Here is an 18577-nt window from a genome sequence, read left to right on the forward strand (position 1 = left end):
CTTTCTTACTCAGCTTTCCCTGTCTCACGGGTTTCAGAGCCTTCTATTTCGGTTAAAGCATCGCCCAACCGAGACCGCATTTGGTTGGCTAAGGAATCAATTTTCGCTACTACTTCAGGAAAATTGTCCGCTACGTTTTTGGTTTCACTGATATCGTTGCTAAGATCGTATAATTCTATTTCCTCCAAATCTACATAGGCATAAGATCCGGGGAGCCCGTCACGCCCGGGCTTTTGTCCTTCCATAGTACGGTACCTATGTGGAAAGTACATTTTCCATTTATCATATCTTACTCCAAAAAGTTCGTTCACCCTATAATAAAAGAAATAGGCTTCCTGAGGGCTTTCAGTACTTTCTCCGCTAAGCACTTTTAGAACACTTTTACCATCAATAATAGTTTTGGGCAGGGCCGATTCCGTTAATTCAGCAATCGTTGGCAGCACATCTATGCCCATTACGGGCACATCAATAGTCTTGGGTTCTAATTTTTTTGGATACCTGATTATAAAAGGTTCCCGTTGGCCACCTTCCCAGGCGGTTCCCTTGCCCTCCCTAAAAGGTAGGGCACTGCCGGCGTGGTTGCCATAGGAGAGCCATGGACCATTGTCCGAGGTAAATATAACTATGGTATTTTCTTCCAGACCATTGGTTTTTAATGCCTCCATGATCTGTCCCACGGACCAATCTATTTCCATAATTACATCTCCGTACAATCCTCTTTTTGATTTTCCTTTAAATTTATCCGAAACATATAAGGGTACATGGGGTTGGGGGTGTGGTACATACAAAAAGAAAGGACTGTCGGCATTTCTGTTGATAAAATCCACACTGTGTTCCGTAATCCTAGTGGTGAGCAAAGACTGATCGGTAAGTGTATCTATTACTTTTTCGTTTTGGTAGAGTGGCAACGGCCCAAAATTAAAGATAGGCCCCTGTTGTGGGTGTAATGGCCACATATCATTGGAATAGGGAATGCCATAATATTCATCGAAACCATGTTTGGTAGGAAGAAACTTGGGGTGGTCTCCCAAATGCCACTTTCCAAAGATGGCGGTTTTGTATCCACGTTCTTGTAACATTTCGGCAAGGGTGGTTTCGGAAGGATGAAGGCCTATTTTGCTATCTGGCATCATGGCATTGTGTATACCTATTCTATTGGGGTAGCATCCTGTTAAAATTCCTGCTCTGGATGCAGAGCAAACTGCTTGGGGCGCGTAATAACTAGTAAGCCTTACGCCATTTGCCGCCAGACCATCTAAATGGGGAGTATCAATATCTGGGGATCCGTATACCGCGAGATCTTGATATCCCTGATCGTCTGTTAATATAAGAACAACATTCGGCGGGCCATCTACTTGTTTGGGTACGGGTTGTTGCTGTTTACAGGAGAAAATACAGAAAACGAACAAAACTGCATATAATTTGAACATGGCATTGTTGTTAAGGTGAAATGTAAAGATATCCAAAATAGGAAAGGGGTTAGTGTTTGGTTATTTTGAATTTGAAACTTAGAATCAGTTCAAATAAAGATCTACCAAACCTTCTGGTGTAGTAACATAAATGGTTTTATTTTCCCGATCTACCTTGGTGATGATATCATCGTTTATGGGAATCAGTAGTTGTTTGTCACCTTTTTCTACCTCAAATAACGCCTGATTGGTGGTATCATTGACACTTTTAACAATACCGATATCGCCATGGACGCTATCTTGCAGGTTAAAACCTATAATTTCGTGGAAATAGAATTTGTTGCCTTCCAATTTGGGCAAAAAGTCCAAAGGTAAATACAATTTAGCTCCCATTATCTTATCTGCATCTGCCTCATTGGCGACTTCTTCAAAGCGAATCCGTAACAAGCTGGATTTGTGCAAGGAACATCTTTCAATAAAAAAAGGAACCAGATTGTTTCCTAAAGAAACAAATACTGATTCCATATTTTCGTAGAGTTCGGGTTCGTCCGTATCTAATTTTACTAAGACTTCTCCCTTATAACTATATTTTGAAACGACTTTGCCGAGGTAGAAACAAGCTGATTTCTGCATCGTTCAAAGGGCTATTCCTCTTCAGAGGCAGCTGCTTTTTTGTCTTCAGTAGCTTCAGGAGCTGCTTCTTCAGCAACGGCTTCCGCTTCTTCGGCAACAGGAGCTGCTTCCTCAGCAACAGGGGCTGCTTCTTCGGCAACGACTTCTTCTTTTGTGGCTTCTTCGGTAGCAGCAACTTCCTCAACAGCAGTTTCTGCTTCCTCCACTATGGGGGCTGCTTCTTCCACTACTGCTTCTGCTTCTGGAGCTTCAACTTCAGCGGCAGCAAGGGCGCGCTTTTCATTTACTTCTTTCTCGGCTTGTAAAGCTTTGGCTTTAGCATCTGCCTTAACCTTGTCTAGGCCATCTACTTTGGATGCTACGGATTTTTCTTTTTCGGCAAGCCAAGCGTTGAATTTTTCTTCCGCTTGTTCCTCGGTTAGAGCACCTTTGCGAACCCCACCTAATAAATGATGCTTTAGAAGCACACCTTTATAGGATAATATTCTTTTGGCAGTATCAGAAGGCTGTGCCCCATTTTGCAACCAAGTTACAGAATTGTCTACTTTAAGATCTATGGTGGCCGGATTGGTGTTTGGGTTGTAAGTACCCAATTTTTCTAGAAATTTTCCATCTCTTTTTGAGCGAGAATCGGCTGCAACGATCCAATAAAAAGGTTTTCCTTTTTTTCCGTGTCTTTGTAATCTAATTTTAACTGGCATATCACATTAATTTGTAGGGTGCCCGACCCCGATTATTAATTCTTTATTGTTTTTCCCTTTTAAAAGGGGTGCAAATATAGGACATTTCCATAAATGACCAATGCTTTTCAATAAATATTCTTTTGATAACTTAGGTTGATAACTCCTAATAAATACTCTTTTTCCGTTTAGCTCGATTACATATTTTTATACGTTGTTTTTTTTGAACGAAACGCTACTTTATGTTCCTGATTTTTGATACCGAAACCACGGGTTTGCCCAAACGCTGGGATGCCCCTATTACCGACACCGATAATTGGCCCCGTTGCATCCAGATTGCTTGGCAATTGCACGATGAGATGGGAAATTTGGTTGATCATCAGGACTACCTTGTCCGTCCCGATGGGTTTAATATTCCCTACGACGCTGAGAAAATACATGGTATCTCCACGGCTTTGGCAGAAGAAAAAGGGGTTCCTTTGGCCGAGGTGTTACAAAAATTTGATGAAGCGCTTGCCAAAACCAAATTTGTAGTTGGGCAAAATGTGGGCTTCGATGTAAACATAATGGGTGCGGAGTTCTACCGCCTGAAAGTGGAAAATAAATTGCAAGAGCTTCCGGTATTGGATACCTGTACGGAGGAAACTGCCTTACTATGTCAAATTCCGGGAGGAAGAGGTGGAAAGTTTAAACTGCCCACACTCACGGAACTGCATCAATATCTTTTTAACGAGCCCTTTGCCGAAGCACACAATGCCACAGCAGATGTTGAAGCTACCACCCGATGTTTTTTGGAGTTGGTACGCAGAAATAACTTTTCCCAAGAACAGTTGGATGTGCCGCCTGGGTACTTTCGGGATTTTTCCGAAGCCAATCCACAGGAAATTGAGCTTATAGGACTCAATCACATTAATTTAAAAGAGGCTTCAAAAAAAATTGCGGACAAGTTATGGCAGCAAGATACCGCTGAAATTTCTGGGGAAGAAATCAAGGAGAATATAGAAAGTCTTGCCGATGCAACTTTTGCACACCTACATAACCATTCTCAATTTTCCGTACTTCAGTCTACAATAAATATTAAGGATTTGGTACAATCTGCTGCTAAAGAGAAAATGAAAGCAGTAGCATTGACAGATCATGCAAACATGATGGGAGCCTTTCATTTTGTAAAGGAAGTGAAGGCATACAATGCAGGCGTAAAACAAAGAAATACTGAAGCTACCGAGGCAGGGGAAGCTACTGTGGAAGAAGAAATTATCCCCATAATAGGTTGTGAGTTCTTTGTTTGCGATGATCATACCAACAAAAATGTAAAAGATCACGGATACCAGATTGTACTATTGGCAAAGAATAAAAACGGCTACCACAATTTGGCCAAAATGTCTTCCATAGCGTATACGGACGGGTTTTATTATGTACCAAGAATAGATAGGAAGGTAATTCAACAGTATAAAGAAGATATCATTGTACTTACTGGGAACCTTTACGGAGAGGTGCCTGGTAAAGTGTTGAATGTGGGCGAGAACCAAGCCGAAGATGCCCTCTTATGGTGGAAGGAACAATTTGGGGAAGACCTATATCTAGAAATAATGCGGCACGGCCAAGAGGATGAAGACCGTGTAAACCAGGTGCTGCTTGCCTTTTCAAAAAAACATGAAGTAAAAACTGTTGCCACCAACAATACATACTATTGTGCCAAAGAAGATGCCGAGGCCCACGATGTACTATTGTGCGTTAAGGATGGAGAGAAACAGGCTACGCCAATAGGAAAGGGAAGGGGTTATCGTTACGGCCTTCCCAATCAGGAATATTACTTTAAGTCCTCAGAGGAAATGAAGACGCTGTTCCGAGATATTCCGAAATCTATCCTTAATATACAAGAGATCATAGAAAAAATAGAACCCTATGATTTGGCGAGGGACGTGTTACTTCCAAATTTTGAAATCCCAGAAGATTTTAAAGTGAATGAAGATGATGTGGATGGGGGTAAACGTGGAGAAAACGCTTATCTAAGACATATTACCTATGAAGGCGCAAAAAATCGTTATGGAACTATTACCGAAGAAATTAGGGAACGTATAGATTTTGAGCTAAAAACCATTGAAAACTCTGGGTATCCTGGGTATTTTCTTATTGTTGAAGACTTCATCCGAGAAGCGCGGAACATGAACGTTTCCGTTGGTCCGGGTAGGGGTTCCGCTGCGGGGTCAGTAGTTGCCTATTGCTTAAAAATCACCAATATAGATCCTCTAAAATACGATTTGCTGTTTGAGCGGTTCCTAAACCCCGATCGGGTTTCCATGCCCGATATCGACATCGATTTTGATGATGAGGGTAGAGGCAAGGTCATGGATTATGTGATAGATAAATACGGTGCAAACCAAGTTGCCCAGATTATCACCTATGGTACTATGGCCGCCAAATCTTCCATTCGCGATACGGCAAGGGTCTTGGATCTGCCCTTGGGAGACGCGGACCGCATTGCCAAACTAATTCCTACCATGTCCAAGTTGGGGAAGATATTTGGGCTAGAAGAATCGGAGCTTAAGAAAAAATTCCGTTCAGACGATTTGGAGAAGGTTCACCAATTGCTAAATATCTCCGAGGGTGACGATCTGGAAGGCCAGACCTTAAAAATGGCCAGGGTTTTGGAAGGTTCTCTTAGGAATACAGGGATACATGCCTGTGGGGTGATAATTACCCCGGATGACATCACCAATTTTGTGCCAGTGGCAACGGCCAAAGATTCGGATCTCTATGTAACGCAGTTCGATAACTCGGTTGTTGAGAACGCCGGATTGCTAAAAATGGATTTTTTGGGATTAAAGACCCTAACATTAATAAAGGATACCGTAAAAATTGTAAAGGCCAAGCACGGTGTGGAACTAGTGCCAGATGATTTCCCTTTGGATGACAAACTTACTTATGAGTTGTTTCAAAAAGGGGATACAGTAGGTATTTTCCAGTACGAATCCGTAGGGATGCAAAAACACCTGAAAGACCTTAAACCAACAGTCTTTGATGATTTAATCGCCATGAATGCCCTATATCGCCCAGGGCCAATGGAGTACATTCCCACCTTTATTTCGAGAAAAAATGGGATAGCAGAAATTACCTATGACCTTCCCGAAATGGAAGAATACCTTAAGGAAACCTATGGTATAACAGTATACCAAGAACAGGTGATGCTACTCTCCCAAAAACTTGCGGGTTTTACCAAAGGTGAGGCTGACGTATTACGAAAAGCAATGGGTAAAAAGATTTTTGCCCTGCTACAGAAATTAAGACCGCAGTTTTTGGATGGTGGAGAGAAGAACGGTCACCCAAGGGATATCCTAGAAAAGATATGGAAAGACTGGGAGGCTTTTGCTTCCTATGCCTTCAATAAAAGTCACTCTACCTGTTATGCCTATATCGCTTATCAGACCGCATACCTAAAGGCACATTATCCTGCAGAATACATGGCTGCCGTGCTCTCCAATAACATGAACGATATTAAACAGGTGACCTTTTTTATGGAGGAATGTAAACGCATGGGACTAGAAGTACTAGGACCAGACGTAAACGAATCCTACTATAAATTTGCCGTAAACAAGGATAATGCCATACGTTTTGGTATGGGAGCTGTTAAAGGCGTTGGCCGTTCCGCGGTAGAAACCATTGTAGGTCTGCGCAAAGAAGATGGGTCTTATAAATCGGTCTTCGACTTGGCGAAAAGGGTAGACCTAAGGGCAGCCAATAAGAAATCTTTTGAAAACCTGGCAGTCGCAGGTGGCTTCGATTCTTTCGGGGTTACCCATAGGGCACAGTATTTTCATGATGATGGAGATGGCATAAGCTTTTTGGAAAAGGTAATTAAGTATGGGGCCAAATTTCAAGAAAACGAAAACTCGTCACAGGTAAGTTTGTTTGGGGATGCCAGTGAAGTACAAATAGCTGAGCCTGTAGTACCACCCTGTGAGGAATGGGGAACTATGGAAAAACTTCGACGAGAGAAAGAAGTGGTAGGCATCTATATCTCAGGTCATCCTTTGGACGACTTTAAGACCGAAATCAATACCTTTTGTAATGCCAATGTTTCTGCTTTTGCCAACTTGGAAGACTACGTAAACAGAGAACTGTCGTTTGCAGGCGTTATTACCGATGTGCAGCATAGGGTGTCTAAAAATGGCAAAGGTTGGGCCTCTTTTACTATGGAAGATTATACAGATTCGTTCGAGTTTAGGATCTTTGGGGAAGAATACCTAAAACACAGGCACTTTTTAATGATCAATTCCTTTGCCTATATCAAAGCATTTGTACGCGATGGATGGGTAAATAGGGACACCGGTAAGAAAGGAGATCCACGGTTACAATTCAACAGTTTTATGTTGTTGCAGGATGTAATGGAGACTTATGCAAAAAAATTGACCATAAAACTCGATATAGATCGTTTGGAAGAACAAGGTATTCTTGATCTTAAAGATACGCTTACGGCACACAAGGGGAACCACGCACTTAACTTTGTGGTGTATGAAATGGAGGAAGAAATTAAAGTAAACATGCTCGCCAGAAAGCAAAAAGTGCAGATTTCCAGTGAACTTTTAATGACTTTAAAGGAAAAAGAGGTACATTATAAATTAAATTAACGCTTGGCGGACGCAACTGCCTGTGCAAAAGGCATCCAAGGCCTGTACATCCATAAGGTTTGCCAATGTTATCATAGGTAAAACGAATATATGTGAGGTAAGGAAAAGGCAAAATAAATGACTAAATTTGCGTAATATTAAAACTAAATAACATGGCATTAGAGATAACAGATGCTACTTTTGATGAGGTAGTCTTAAAAAGTGATAAACCCGTAGTCGTTGATTTTTGGGCAGCTTGGTGCGGCCCTTGTAGAATGGTGGGTCCAATTATAGATGAGGTTAGTAATGAATATGACGGTAAGGCCGTTGTAGGCAAGGTAGATGTTGATGCAAATCAGGAATTTGCCGCTAAATATGGTGTACGGAACATTCCTACCGTATTGGTATTTAAAGGTGGTGAAATTGTGAATAGACAAGTTGGAGTTTCTCCAAAAAAGGTCTATACAGATGCAATAGACGCATTGCTATAACCTGCAAAGAATATTAATTAAGAAAGGTTTGACATCGAATATTCGGGGTCAAACCTTTTTTTATTTTATATTGCTTCCATGAATTTGCAGTCGGAGTTACATAAGGCATCCTTGTTCCAAAATTTGGAACTGCTGGCAGGCCAGGTTGTGGAAGGTTTTATAAGCGGTATACACAAAAGCCCCTTCCATGGGTTTTCTGCAGAGTTTGCCGAGCATAAGATTTACAATACCGGAGAAAGTACAAAGCATATCGATTGGAAATTGTTTGCCAAAACCGATAAGCTCTATACAAAACGCTATGAGGAGGAGACAAATTTAAGGTGTCATATGATATTGGACAACTCCGCTTCCATGTATTATCCCAAAGTAGATAAACTGAATATCGATAACTTAAACAAAATAGGTTTTGGGGTTTTGGCCATAGCGGCTTTGATGAACATACTAAAGCGACAACGAGATGCTGTGGGGTTAAGCGTATATTCTGGCACATATGATTTTTATTCGGCCGAAAAGAGCAGTGAACGACATCACCAGATGCTTTTGGCAAAGCTCAGTGAAATAAGTATGGAGACCAAGCCTTCACCTCAGACAGAGACCTATACCTATCTGCACCAGATAGCCGAAAAAGTGCATCGCAGGAGCCTTATTTTCCTATTTACCGATATGTTTCAGACCACAACGGATGAGGACAAATTGTTCGATGCGCTCCGACACTTAAAATACAATAAGCACGAGGTGGTACTTTTTCATCTATTGGATAGGGACAAGGAATTTCATTTTAACTTCGATAATGCACCCAAACGTTTTGTAGATGTGGAAACGGGTGCTCATGTAGATTTGTACGCCGATACTGTAAAAGAGGCTTATGAGGGAGGAGTTGGCGATTATTTGGATACCCTAAAATTGAAATGTGCGCAGTACAGGATAAAGTATGTTGATGTAGATATTCATGCCAATTTTTCAAAAGTACTGAACACTTACATGATAGAACGTCAAAAATTCCTCTAGGGAACCATAATTTTGCTTAAAATTGTTTGCGAAATTCAATTACCGATGTATATTTGCACCCGCCTATGTAGCTTATGGCAGTTTAGGCGAAAATTGCACAATGCAACGGTCTGGTAGTTCAGTTGGTTAGAATACCTGCCTGTCACGCAGGGGGTCGCGGGTTCGAGTCCCGTCCAGACCGCTAGAAATTGTTCAAAATTTCACAAAAAGCCTGTAAATCAATGATTTGCAGGCTTTTTCATTTTATTTAATGCCAAAAAACACCTCTAAAACCATATAAAAAGTGAGGAATTCGGTGCGTATTTCAAAACACTCGCCGATGTATGGCAAAATAAACATCCTATTTTACCCCAAAAAATTAAAGTCTGATACTGATGGAAAAGCCATGATTTATACTTGTGTAACCATTAATCGTAAACGTAGCGAGTTTAGTCTAGGTCGCCGCGTAGATGAGCACAGATGTGAATCAATCTGAAACAAGAGAGATAAGTTTGGATTATGGGTGGATGTAACTATTTAAGTTCATTAAAGTAGGTGACTCCGTTACCAAGTAGAAGAAATCCTTGGATATGAGGTTAAGAAGGAATGAATTAGACACGATTATTAGGCTTAGTTTTTCAAACATCAAGAACAGTTGGGACTATATTGATTTCTTGCATTAATTAGATAGTATAAACACTAAAAATGAGTTTAAAGAATGACGACCAATATTCTTGGCAAAAATTCTATTGAGAAATTATTCTTTACTTTGGAATCTGACAAAAAAAGAACTTCTAATTCATGAGTACCACACAACCAACCAAGGGTAGAGTAAAAACGATAAGGTATACATTTATCAGTAGTTCTGCATGGCGTTGGTTTCAGATAGTAGTTGTATTGACAATTTTATCTTTAGTGGTCAATCATTTAGCATCACGCGATAGTTTTCCAGATAGTGAATCGTATAGATTTCCCATTGAAGGATTTCTGGCGTCTATTATTTTATCCGCTTTCATTGGAATCATAGCGCATCTTAATTTTAAGTTTTACAAGAAGAAGTATTTTTCTAAAAAAGTAGAAACCGCTACTATTGCGCGGTTTCTGGCTTCCACTTTAGGATATATTACCATCATGTATATTCCTGTAAATATTATTTTGAATATAATTGTAGCAGCGCAAACAATATTCTATTATATACTAATAGGTTTGTTACTTACCTTATTACTTAGTTTTATTGGTGTCATATTGGTTTATGCACGCGATATTTACAAATTGTATTCAGCATCGATAAAAAGCGCTGAAATCACGATTGAAAGTGGTGCAAAAACAACCAAACTTACTTATGAAGATATTGCATGCTTTTATAGCGAAAATAAAATTGTATATGCTGTTCAAAATGATGGCACAACAATTAACACCGATTTTACATTGAATGAGCTCGAAGAAAAAATAAACGATCAATTGTTTTTTAGAGCCAATCGGAAAATTATCATTCACAAAGATGCTGTAGACCAAATTGAAAAGATTGAAAATGGCAAGTTGCGTATTCGGTTAAAAGCTTCTGTTGAAAACGATGCAATTGCTGAAATCAATATCAGTCGTTACAAGCGAAAAGCATTTATGAATTGGTTTCAATAAAAGATGCCAAAAACGATCGACTATTCAGATATAAATTCACGACCATTCAGTAAAAACATTAGTGTTTAAAGGGATTTTCAGAGATTTTGTTCATTATTTCGCTTAGAATTTAAAATCAACGAAAAATGAACAAACTAACCTTAAGACAAACATTAACCCCATTAATTACCATTGCAATCATCTGCTTTTTATGGTTTGGACCAATCCGTATTAGCTACATAGAAAATGTCATAATTTCTATATTAATCATTATAGCGAATTACATAGAATACAAAGGAAAACCATTTTTAGCACTTGGTTTTCAACGTGAAAAATTCACATTCAAAAACATTTTCGTACTTGCCCCATTAGTTGCACTAGGGCTCTTTGTTTTTTATGTCTTTGCATTGGTTCCTGGAATTACAGAACTCACAGGAGTTCCAATAGATTATTCAAGTTTTGATCAATTGAAAGGAAATCTTCCAGCCTGTTTAGTTGCTTTATTAATAGTTTGGGCTTCTGCGGGATTTGGAGAAGAAATTATCTTTCGTGGTTATTTCATGCGACAATTTGTAAAATTCTTTGGAGAAAGCAAAGTCAGTATTGTGCTTAATATTCTACTACTTGCTTGCTTTTTTGGCTTTATGCACAGTTATCAAGGAATTACAGGGCAGCTTGTTACAGGGGCAATCGGAGCCATCGTAGCGCTGATATTCTACCTGCGTAAATACGATTTGTGGTTTGTTGTTGCTGTACACGGTTTTTTTGACACCATTGCTTTAATTTGTGTTTACTTTGGTCTGGTGTAACGATGCTAAGTAATCAGACTTACCCAGTGAATTTACTCAATAAAACACATTTACATTTCTCTATATTTGAGTTCTCCCTTACTTTAAGAACAAAAAATAACGGCTAAAAATACGTCCATAAAAAGGACGTATTTTTCATACACAAGACCTTTACAAAGATTAAATAAACGATTGATTACGAACTAGTTTTTAGTATAGAAATATTAAACTTTGTTAAAAGGCTAGCATCCCGGTGCACCCAAAAATCGACTCCTTAGCAGGCCTTGGAAACAGGGCGTTTCAGGAAAAGTTCGAGTCCCGTCGAAATCGCGAAAAGCCTTCAACATTTGTTGAAGGCTTTTTTGTTATCAAGCGTTCATGCTATTTTTCAAGGACTTAGTGCTGTTTTTAAAATTGAGGCAATCTCTTTGTTGCCAGTTGTACGGCATGAGCCGATGAGAGCGTTTATTCCGCTCAAAAATAAAAGTTGATTATTGGTTTTATTGAACTCAATATAAGATAGCAACTTTCGATAATAGTCATAAAAACTAAACGATGCCTAAGAGACAACATCAAGTTTTATTCAAAAGAGTGTTTACGGAGAACACTTTAAACAGCATAAGTCTGGTTACAGAAAAAGATAACGCCCTTACTTTGAGCGTTAGTGGTCATACCAATCTTCGACTAAATTGCTGCTTGTCATATGGAAACCATGCTTCTGATCAAATATTTTTCTTTTGCACCTACTATCTGTGCTAAACCTACTCCAAAAATGTATTCAAATTATAGGATAAGTAAGTTTATTAAAATATCTTTATAACACAACAATCCATTTATTGGGAGTATATTATGAAAGAGCATCTCAAGTACATGTTTTGCCGTGTTTTCATCCTGACTAACTTAGTCCTCTTTTGCCATTCCGTAACTGCTCAAAAAATTGAAGTACAAAAGAGTGTTTATATTTCTGGAGAACCTGTGGTTGTTCAATTTTCAGACCTCCCGGCTTATGATCAAAATTGGATAACTATTGTGCCCCATGGGACACCCCAAGATAACTACGGGGAATGGTACTATACTTCTGGGGCGGTCAGTGGCTCAAAGACATTTAATAGACACCTAGAACCGGGCAAATATGAAGTTCGACTCTACTATAACTGGGATGGAGGTAGTGAACAAGGTGGTGGTTATAATATAGTTTTACGACATTTTTTTGAAATAAAACTTCAAAACGATGAAGGTGAGACGGATGATTTGCTCTTAGAAAATCATCTTTATCAGCCAGATCAGCCAATGAATTTTGAAACGGGTGAAGGATTCCCAGAATGGTGGACAGAAGAAGATACCGAGAAGTTTTTGGATAGTCTACCTGGACAGCTTGAAAAAGAATTAAAAAATGCTGCAACAGAAAAAGCTATTGAACGAGGGATTGAGAAAGCCACCCGTAAATTGATTGCGCGTAAGTTAGCAGAAGGGGAGGCAAGAATTGTCCTTGATAGACTAATCAAGAAAGGTAAAAGCCCAGAAGCAGCGACAAAAATTGCAAAACGCTTAGCTCAAAGACTAGAAAAGGAATATCTCTACAAACGCCCAGACCTTTTAACTAGGGCTACCCCGTTCAAACAAGGTATTAAAAGTCTACGAAAATTAGTTAAGTCACCAAAACCATGGTTACGATGGAAAATAGGCAAGGTTTTCACCAAAGGTTTGGGAAAACTTGGAAGTCGTGCTTTTGCTGTTGCAGGACTTGTGGATGATATTTATACTATTGGTAAAGCCACTTGGCTTGGCTACCAAGCACATAAGGCCGAAAAAGGTGCGAAGGAAGCTTGGAAACAGGCAAATGAAATACACCAAGATCTTATAGATTTTCGAAAAAGCCTCAACGATGAACAGCGCCTCAAAATTGAAGATCTTTATAAACGAGAACAAGAATATTTTAAAAGGGCGCGACAAAATAAAATGCCAATAGTAGTGGAGTCATGAATCATTTAAAAGTCCCGAAATCGATTAATTTGAGTCCACAAGATTTTTTGGTTTTTATAAATTGTTATTTAGTTGCGTAAATTCCTCATCCTACACAAAGATACTTGCGATGTTGAATGGTTTTTTCGCCTTTTCAGCACATTGTTCAAAACAATATCCCAAGTATTTCATGCTTCCAAAATAATTATCAGCTGAAGTCAAAAGCTCAAATAAACGATGCCTAAGAGACAATATTAAGTTTACGTTATAGAGTTATCCAAAAGAGTGTTTACGGAGAACGCTTCAAACAGCATAAGTCTGATTACAGAAATAAAAAAGGCCATAAGCTCTCGTCAAGTGTGGTTCAAAAGTACGGTATGTATTTAAGACCCAGCCTTTACAATCATATAGGTCCTATGTCAACAAGATTAGAAGCTCTTAAAATGGAAGAAAGGCTGGCTTTAGAATTAAGGAGACAGCGATATGCGGTATGGTTCAATTAGTACGAAACAAGTATAACATTTGTCTCGAAGAATTAAATTTGAAAAAGTTCAAACAAACTATAATCAAATACATCGATTTCATTCCTTTTTGGGAGTATAAAGATGTATTTTACATCCACAATAGCAAGTTGTAACCAATTAAAACATCAAATGAATATTTCAAAAACGGTATTGAACATTCTGATTCTATCTCTCTTTTTCTCTTGTAATAATCTTCAAAAGACTAAAGAGAAGAATGATAAGCCTGTAGTTATTGAGCTTAAAGATTCTCCAATCAAAGTATTGAATTTTGCAACTTTTCATATGGGTTATACAAGCGATGCTCGTTCTATCGAATTTGATGAAAATAATAAGAAAAATGTAGATTCAATTCATCAAATAGCTAAAGTACTTTCCGCTTTTGGACCAACAGTTATCGTTGTAGAAACTGCCCCTGATTACGATGAAACTTTACAAAGGAACTACGCTACTTATTTAAAAAACCCGAAAGCGGTTTTTGAAGGGCCAAATGAAGTTGAACTTCTTGCCTTTGAAGTCGGAAGATTAGCAGCTGTTGAACGAATTTATGGAATTGACCACAAATTGGAATATAACTATGGAATTGGTTCGGAAATTATAAATTCAATTGATTCATTAACTCACAACAGTTTTAAGTCAAATCCGTTCCGGTCAATTCCGAACTTGAATATGTTTGAGAATGGTTTATCACTAAATGAAAAATTACTACGAATAAATCATCCTAAAGTGCTGGATTTACTTATAACTGCAAATGCAGATATTTTAACTTACGTAGGTACTGAAAATGGTTTCGAAGGAGCAGATGAAGCTGCAAAGTATTATCAAAGAAATTTAAGAATTTATTCAAATCTAAATAGACTAAAATTAGATAACAAGGATAGGGTGTTTATTCTCTCAGGAGGGAGTCATACAGCTTTCTTACGAGAATTTATGAACAGAGATGAAACATATGAAATGGTCAATACTTTCGACTATTTAAAATAAAAACAAATTAAATACTACTAAAGATAGGTCGCTCCTTCATAAAAATACAAATAGCTTCTTATCTTAGTAGTTCAAAAGAGCATTTAAAATCAATACTACTCCTATTGATTATCTTATATAGATTTTGGGCAAATTTACTAGTGACTAACCTTAACAACTAAGTTTTTATGAAATATATTGTTTGCCAAGAACCCGGTAATTTTGTTCTTAAAGAAAAGGAAAGGCCCACAAGAAAAGCCGGGGAAGCCCTTTTGAAGGTTAAGAAAGTAGGAATTTGTGGAACCGACCTGCATGCCTATGCCGGGAATCAGGCGTTTTTTTCCTATCCAAGGATTTTGGGGCATGAATTGGCCACTCAGGTTATTGAAATAGAGGAAAATGACAAAGGAATCAGAGTAGGGGACAATGTAATTGTTATGCCCTATAAAAGTTGTGGAAGTTGTGTGGCATGTGTTAACGGACAAACCAATTGTTGTACAGAAATTAGTGTTATGGGTGTGCATTCCGATGGAGGTATGCAGGAAGAAATTGCGGTTCCTTTGGATTTGATTTTGCCGGCAAAAGAACTCAGCGATGATGAAATGACAATTGTTGAACCTCTTGCCATTGGGGCGCATGCCATCCGCAGGTCTTATTTAAACCCCAAGGAAACCGTTGTTGTTATGGGTTGTGGCCCCATTGGAATTGGTATCATGAAGTTAGCCCAAATAAAAGGGGCAAAGGTTATTGCAATGGACATAGACCAGGGTCGTTTGGATTATGCAAAAGAAAAGATAGGTGTAGACCATGTTGTTCTAGTAGGAGAGCATACCGAAGAAAAAATAGCAGCATTCACCAATGGGGATATGGCAAACGTGGTATTTGATGCCACTGGAAATAGAAAAGCGCTCGAATCTGGGATAAATTATATGGCTCACGGTGGAAGGTATGTCCTAGTAGGATTGTCCAAGGGAGATTTGCTATTCTCCCATCCGGGGATCCATGCAAAGGAAACTACATTAATGTGCAGCAGAAATGCCACAAATGAAGACTTCCAATTGGTCATTGACATATTAAAAATAGGAAAATTCCCTACCAGCTCATTTATAACGCATAATGTGGATTTTTCGGAAATGATAAACCACTTCGACACTTGGTTGGATCCGGCCAATGGAGTTATTAAAGCTACCGTTAATTTTTAAAATTATACAGACTGGGTAAAGTTCAAAAAAGGAAAGCAAAAACCCTCTGTCTTTAAATAAAGACAAAGGGTTTGATATAAGCTATCTAAATGGGAATGCATAAATTACATATGGTAATAGCGCTCTCTATAAATTTTTCCGTCTTTCCACTCGGTAGCCACGGTCTGTTCCGAAAGCATGGTGCTGCCGTCTTTTAATTTCAATTCCATTACCGCATCATAAAAAGAATGATTTCCCTTTATGGCATAATTGTTTACATCATACCTGATAAATTCTGCAAGTTGATTGTCTATAAAATCTTGCTCAAACTTCACATTAAGAGCTTTGCCTTTTTTTGGATCATCATTACCTTCCCTTAATTCTACATCGTCGTGTAAATAGGTTTCCATGGCCTCAATGAACGCTCCTTGTGATAATAGTTGATGAATGTGGGTAAGGTTTTTTTCAATTGTACTTTCCATAATTTCTATATTTTTTAGGTTACTATTTTTGTACATGCGCTAAACGGCTGCACTTATAATTTGATAGTACAAAGATGCTATGGTAATTGCGGGTATAAAATGGCATTATTTCCCTAATGCTTGTAGAATGTTCCCTAAATAGAAGATTTGTATAGGTGAAAACGCGGGTATAATGTGGGTAAGCGGGAGCCTCGGGTACTAATTGAGTACAATTTCATCCAAAAAAATAAAACTATCCCCACCAGGGGCCTGGTGCCATTCGGGATTTTTAAGAGGACTTTGTACAAGAATTTTTATCTTTTTTAGCAATACCGGATCAAAATTGATATCATAGGCATTGCGTTCCACGATTATAGATGGTTCTAACTTCGGTAGTTTTACCGTTTTTAGCTTTTTGTAACTTGTACCGTCCGTAGACCCCCAAACGGTATAACCCACAGGAGGGAAAATCCAATTGCCCGGTACAGAAAGGCTACCAACGGAAACATTGGAAACCCGGTAGGCCTTTTTAAGTTCTATAATGGCAGTCATATGCTGTCTTTCATATCCTAACCAATTACCATCCACAAAATTAGTGCTACCACGTTTTAAGTCCATCAGCGTTAACCCTTCTTTCCCCGTATATTTAGGGTGCGGATTGTTTACAAGCGAAATACTGCTGATTTCTACCTTACTCTTTAAAAAATCCGCCGAACTGGGAAGACTTGGTTCCCAGTCGTCCTTAACTGCAAAGCTTTTTAGTTTGGTAGTCTCTTTAAGATAAAAAGGTTCTGTATATTCTTTAGGAATGGTATCATTTTTAGAATTTTCGGTCTTATAAAATATTTTCGCCCCATCAAAATACTGCTCCAAGGTTATTTTAATAGAGTCTTGAAATATTTCGCTATCCGCAATAATAACAGGGGGAGCTAAGGTGCTTGCTGTAAAAATGCTATCGGCTATCTTACTTTGTATTGTTAACTCCGAATTCTTATTTTGAAACTGGGCCAATGCATCATTGGTGATGTTGGTCTGCCATACAAAGACACGTTTTAGGTGGGGAAGTTTCACCAATTTTTCTAACAAAGAATTATCAACCTCCGTATTCAAAAGGTTGAGAGAGGTTAAAAATTCAAACTTTTCAAATATCACATTACTGGCCGCGGTAATACCGGTATGTTGCAGTTGTAATTTGGTAAGATGTTTAAAGGATTTCAACTGCGCTCCTAGTTCATCGCTCAAATTGGTATGGCCAAGGTTCATTTCAACCACATTGTCCCCATATTTCTTTAGTAGATCAAAATCTTCCTTAGTGAGGTCTTTACGTCTTAAAAAGTTTACGGACAACAAGGGCATTTCTTCAGAGATTAATTTGGCCGAAATACGGTGTTCTTTTAAAGAAGCTATAAAATCCTCTGGCACGGCATCTACCTTTTTTGCAATTAATGCCTTAGGGCTAGTGTCTTCTTCCAAGGAACTTAGTATGGCATCCAACTTATCTGTAGTGGGTAAATTTTTAACGATACAATCAAAGCAGTTGCCCTGTTGTATCCACCAGTCCATTAATAGAATTTCCTCAGCGGTAAGTTGAACTTTTCCTTTCGGGGGCATATGCTCCTTTTCTTCTATAGGAAGTTTAAGACGATGTGTCAACAAAGAAGATTTTTCAACTTCCAGGGTATCGAAAAGTGATCCGGAGTCTCCTCCGGCCATTAGTTCACTTTTAGAGGTAAGCAAAAGACCACCTTTAATTTTACTGGAATTATGACAACTTGTACATTTTTTATTAAAAATTGGCTGTATAATTTCAGCGTATACCCTGGCGTTATCCACGTTCTCAATGATGGGTTCTTCATAGGCTTCCTTAAACAAGAAATCTTCCCCATGGGTAAGACTTCCTCCAAAGTGACCGGCAAGCGTCAGAAGAGCCAGCACAACACCAAAAAATGGCAAATATGCCCTCTGCATTGTTTTGTTTGAAGACTTCTTAAGGAAAAATAATAGCAAGGTGCCAATGGTGAAGGCAATGGCAATCCATTTATGTCTAAAAAGTATTTCGGCATCGTAATCTCCCCCGTCCCCAAGCAACCAACCAGATACTGCCGAAAAAAGGGAACTTATTGCGCCAAGACCCAATGCAAATAAGATAGTGCCATTGTCTTTTGGTTTTGGTTTTTTTCGATAATAGAGTTCCATCAAAAATGCCAAGACTATAATGCCAATGGGCAGGTGAACAAATAATGGATGTAAATTACCTAATTGCATAGTATACGTTTA

At 38.7% G+C, this 18577-nt stretch carries 14 protein-coding genes and 1 tRNA gene; 10 read left to right on the forward strand and 5 right to left on the reverse strand.

The window, feature by feature from the left end:
* Positions 1 to 5 precede the first annotated feature (5 nt).
* The 3 genes from ACEQ81_RS05280 to ACEQ81_RS05290 form a co-directional block, all read right to left on the reverse strand.
* On the reverse strand, positions 6 to 1430 hold the full coding sequence (locus ACEQ81_RS05280) for a sulfatase (RefSeq protein WP_411029802.1): 1425 nt from the start codon (positions 1428 to 1430) through the stop codon (positions 6 to 8).
* A gap of 84 nt (positions 1431 to 1514) precedes the next feature.
* Positions 1515 to 2042 carry a ribosome maturation factor RimM gene (gene rimM, locus ACEQ81_RS05285; protein ID WP_411029803.1) on the reverse strand — a complete coding sequence of 176 codons (528 nt, stop codon included), beginning with the start codon at positions 2040 to 2042 and terminating at the stop codon, positions 1515 to 1517.
* An 11-nt stretch (positions 2043 to 2053) separates the two neighbouring features.
* Positions 2054 to 2743 (reverse strand): 30S ribosomal protein S16, encoded by a 690-nt coding sequence (locus ACEQ81_RS05290; protein ID WP_411029804.1) that lies wholly within the window; start codon positions 2741 to 2743, stop codon positions 2054 to 2056.
* A 221-nt stretch (positions 2744 to 2964) separates the two neighbouring features.
* On the opposite strand from ACEQ81_RS05290, the gene dnaE reads away from it, so the two are divergent.
* From dnaE to ACEQ81_RS05340, 10 genes are all read left to right on the forward strand, one after another.
* Positions 2965 to 7350 (forward strand): DNA polymerase III subunit alpha, encoded by a 4386-nt coding sequence (gene dnaE / locus ACEQ81_RS05295; protein ID WP_411029805.1) that lies wholly within the window; start codon positions 2965 to 2967, stop codon positions 7348 to 7350.
* Positions 7351 to 7502: 152 nt separating this feature from the next.
* Entirely contained in the window at positions 7503 to 7820 is a 318-nt protein-coding gene (trxA, locus tag ACEQ81_RS05300) for a thioredoxin (protein WP_411029806.1), read from the forward strand.
* 78 nt (positions 7821 to 7898) lie between these two features.
* Positions 7899 to 8828, forward strand: coding sequence for a DUF58 domain-containing protein (locus ACEQ81_RS05305; RefSeq protein WP_411029807.1), 930 nt, complete (start codon positions 7899 to 7901; stop codon positions 8826 to 8828).
* A 107-nt stretch (positions 8829 to 8935) separates the two neighbouring features.
* Positions 8936 to 9009 (forward strand) — tRNA-Asp (locus tag ACEQ81_RS05310).
* Between the two features lie 138 nt (positions 9010 to 9147).
* Complete coding sequence (locus ACEQ81_RS05315; protein WP_411029808.1) at positions 9148 to 9303, forward strand: hypothetical protein; 156 nt, start codon at positions 9148 to 9150, stop codon at positions 9301 to 9303.
* A gap of 305 nt (positions 9304 to 9608) precedes the next feature.
* Entirely contained in the window at positions 9609 to 10445 is an 837-nt protein-coding gene (locus tag ACEQ81_RS05320) for a LytR/AlgR family response regulator transcription factor (protein ID WP_411029809.1), read from the forward strand.
* A gap of 125 nt (positions 10446 to 10570) precedes the next feature.
* Positions 10571 to 11233 (forward strand): CPBP family intramembrane glutamic endopeptidase, encoded by a 663-nt coding sequence (locus ACEQ81_RS05325; RefSeq protein WP_411029810.1) that lies wholly within the window; start codon positions 10571 to 10573, stop codon positions 11231 to 11233.
* Between the two features lie 828 nt (positions 11234 to 12061).
* The gene (locus ACEQ81_RS05330; RefSeq protein WP_411029811.1) at positions 12062 to 13195 is read left to right on the forward strand and encodes a hypothetical protein; all 1134 of its coding nucleotides are present in this window, start codon (positions 12062 to 12064) and stop codon (positions 13193 to 13195) included.
* 632 nt (positions 13196 to 13827) lie between these two features.
* Positions 13828 to 14679 (forward strand): DUF5694 domain-containing protein, encoded by an 852-nt coding sequence (locus ACEQ81_RS05335; protein WP_411029812.1) that lies wholly within the window; start codon positions 13828 to 13830, stop codon positions 14677 to 14679.
* Positions 14680 to 14846: 167 nt separating this feature from the next.
* Positions 14847 to 15860 carry a zinc-binding alcohol dehydrogenase family protein gene (locus ACEQ81_RS05340; protein ID WP_411029813.1) on the forward strand — a complete coding sequence of 338 codons (1014 nt, stop codon included), beginning with the start codon at positions 14847 to 14849 and terminating at the stop codon, positions 15858 to 15860.
* A 104-nt stretch (positions 15861 to 15964) separates the two neighbouring features.
* Here ACEQ81_RS05340 and ACEQ81_RS05345 read toward each other — a convergent pair whose 3' ends face one another.
* Positions 15965 to 16321, reverse strand: coding sequence for a hypothetical protein (locus tag ACEQ81_RS05345; protein WP_411029814.1), 357 nt, complete (start codon positions 16319 to 16321; stop codon positions 15965 to 15967).
* Positions 16322 to 16519: 198 nt separating this feature from the next.
* Positions 16520 to 18565, reverse strand: coding sequence for a c-type cytochrome domain-containing protein (locus ACEQ81_RS05350; protein ID WP_411029815.1), 2046 nt, complete (start codon positions 18563 to 18565; stop codon positions 16520 to 16522).
* Positions 18566 to 18577 lie beyond the last annotated feature (12 nt).

It is taken from the genome of Spongiimicrobium sp. 3-5 (assembly GCF_046557915.1).
In the GTDB taxonomy this organism is placed as follows: domain Bacteria; phylum Bacteroidota; class Bacteroidia; order Flavobacteriales; family Flavobacteriaceae; genus JBHEBG01.

Coding starts and splice junctions, on each gene's coding strand:
- ACEQ81_RS05280 (WP_411029802.1), bottom strand. CDS start 1,430: ATGTTCAAATTATATGCAGTTTTGTTCGTTTTCTGTATTTTCTCCTGT.
- rimM (WP_411029803.1), bottom strand. CDS start 2,042: ATGCAGAAATCAGCTTGTTTCTACCTCGGCAAAGTCGTTTCAAAATAT.
- ACEQ81_RS05290 (WP_411029804.1), bottom strand. CDS start 2,743: ATGCCAGTTAAAATTAGATTACAAAGACACGGAAAAAAAGGAAAACCT.
- dnaE (WP_411029805.1), top strand. CDS start 2,965: ATGTTCCTGATTTTTGATACCGAAACCACGGGTTTGCCCAAACGCTGG.
- trxA (WP_411029806.1), top strand. CDS start 7,503: ATGGCATTAGAGATAACAGATGCTACTTTTGATGAGGTAGTCTTAAAA.
- ACEQ81_RS05305 (WP_411029807.1), top strand. CDS start 7,899: ATGAATTTGCAGTCGGAGTTACATAAGGCATCCTTGTTCCAAAATTTG.
- ACEQ81_RS05315 (WP_411029808.1), top strand. CDS start 9,148: ATGTATGGCAAAATAAACATCCTATTTTACCCCAAAAAATTAAAGTCT.
- ACEQ81_RS05320 (WP_411029809.1), top strand. CDS start 9,609: ATGAGTACCACACAACCAACCAAGGGTAGAGTAAAAACGATAAGGTAT.
- ACEQ81_RS05325 (WP_411029810.1), top strand. CDS start 10,571: ATGAACAAACTAACCTTAAGACAAACATTAACCCCATTAATTACCATT.
- ACEQ81_RS05330 (WP_411029811.1), top strand. CDS start 12,062: ATGAAAGAGCATCTCAAGTACATGTTTTGCCGTGTTTTCATCCTGACT.
- ACEQ81_RS05335 (WP_411029812.1), top strand. CDS start 13,828: ATGAATATTTCAAAAACGGTATTGAACATTCTGATTCTATCTCTCTTT.
- ACEQ81_RS05340 (WP_411029813.1), top strand. CDS start 14,847: ATGAAATATATTGTTTGCCAAGAACCCGGTAATTTTGTTCTTAAAGAA.
- ACEQ81_RS05345 (WP_411029814.1), bottom strand. CDS start 16,321: ATGGAAAGTACAATTGAAAAAAACCTTACCCACATTCATCAACTATTA.
- ACEQ81_RS05350 (WP_411029815.1), bottom strand. CDS start 18,565: ATGCAATTAGGTAATTTACATCCATTATTTGTTCACCTGCCCATTGGC.